Genomic DNA, 1,525 nt, shown 5'->3' on the forward strand with positions numbered 1-1,525 from the left:
CGCTATGTGTCAAGTCAAGTGAGACAGTGACGTTCAGTTGATCTGCGATTCCGAGACCGGTTCGTTGATGAAGAATACGGTCGGCATCTCGGGCGGACTTGGCCGGCGCGAAAACCGGGCAGGGTTCGCGACGTAAGCCTCGTTCAGAGTGATCTGCCGGGCCTCGTCGACCGCGTCAGCGGTCCCGAAGTGCACCGACGCCGGCGTATGCCAGGCAATTCCCGAATGACGGTGAATATGGTTGTACTCGTTGAAGAATCCTTCCAAGAACACTCGTGCATCATCCAGTGATGCAAACGAAGTCGGGAAATCATGCAGGTATTTCAGAGTCTTGAATTGCGACTCGGAGTACGGGTTGTCGTTCGATACTCGCGGTCGTGAATGCGACCGGGTGATGCCGAGGTTGGTGAGCAGTTCCGAAACCAATCCTGAGGTCATCGAAGTGCCGCGGTCCGCGTGGACGGTGTGCGGGGTGATGCCGTTGCGCTCGATTGCTTCCGCAATGAATTCAGCTGCCAATTCAGCACTTTCGTGTGCAGCCACGATCCACGACGGGTTGTAGCGAGAGTAGATGTCGATCAGTACGTACAGGTGAAACCACACGCCCTTGGTGGGCCCGCGAAGTTTGGTGATGTCCCAGGTCCAGACCTGTGAAGGTCCGTCGGCGAGGAGTTCGGGGATCGCCTTCGGTGGATGTGTCGCTGTTCGTCGGCGTTCACGGTTTTGTCCGGCCGCGGCGGCGATCCGATACATGCTCGACAGTGAACACCAGTAGTTTCCCTCGTCGAGTTCCCGCGCCCAGATCTGACATATGGCCAGGTCAGCGTTCTTGTCGCTGTTGATGACGGTCAAAACTTTCGCTCGCTCGGATGCGGTGAGCGCTTGGCCGTTGTCCGGGATGGGTCTTGGTTTCCGGGGACCTTGAACGGGTGGTTGCTGGTGACGGTAGTGGGTGGCGCGGGATCGCCCGATCAGGATGCAGGATCGCCTGGTGGGGATTTCGGCGGCTCGCAGGTCGGCGAATGTGCTGTTCAGTGCGTCTTCGGTAAGGGCGGTGTGTCCGTGCTCTCGGAGATGGATTCCAAGAGCACGTGAAGTTTTCCCATGATCTCGAGCGCGGCCTCCGTCTGCGTCAATTGCTTTGCCAGACGAGCGTTCTCGCGTGTCAGTCGGGCCATTTCCTTACGTGTCGCGGCGTCGGTGTCGGGATGGGCGACCGCTTTCGGTCGAGACTTCCCGGCCGCTGCGGTTCTGGCTTGGGCCCATTCTCGGAGTTGAGATTGGTACAAACCTTCGCGGCGCAGGACTGCAGATTTCTCTCCGTGTGGGGCGTTGTTGTATTCGTCGAGGATGCGGTTGCGGTATTCAGTGGTGAAGGTTCTGCGGGTCGGTTTCGGGGCAGGATCCGCCGGCGAATCTGACGGTGTTTCGGGGTTCGGGCTGCTCATCGGTGGTGCTCGTTTCATGCCCTCAGTGAGTGATCTCGGTTGCCTCCGAGTGTCTCACTAAATCCTGACAGAGAGGG

The 1,525-nt window shown here is 58.9% G+C and carries 2 protein-coding genes; both read right to left on the reverse strand.

Going from position 1 to position 1,525, the window contains the following annotated elements; translation table 11 throughout:
* Positions 1 to 33: 33 nt before the first annotated feature.
* A complete protein-coding gene (locus H7C86_RS36870; protein ID WP_080712793.1) occupies positions 34 to 852 on the reverse strand; it encodes a DDE-type integrase/transposase/recombinase in 819 nt (272 codons plus the stop codon).
* A 179-nt stretch (positions 853 to 1,031) separates the two neighbouring features.
* Entirely contained in the window at positions 1,032 to 1,448 is a 417-nt protein-coding gene (locus H7C86_RS36875; protein ID WP_030537394.1) for a transposase, read from the reverse strand.
* Positions 1,449 to 1,525: the final 77 nt, after the last annotated feature.

The sequence above is a fragment of the Rhodococcus sp. UFZ-B548 genome, assembly GCF_903819475.1.
Taxonomy (GTDB): Bacteria; Actinomycetota; Actinomycetes; order Mycobacteriales; family Mycobacteriaceae; genus Rhodococcus_F; species Rhodococcus_F erythropolis.

What these genes read in the sequence shown, in the direction of transcription:
- H7C86_RS36875 (WP_030537394.1), bottom strand. Translation starts at nt 1,448, where the DNA reads ATGAGCAGCCCGAACCCCGAAACACCGTCAGATTCGCCGGCGGATCCT.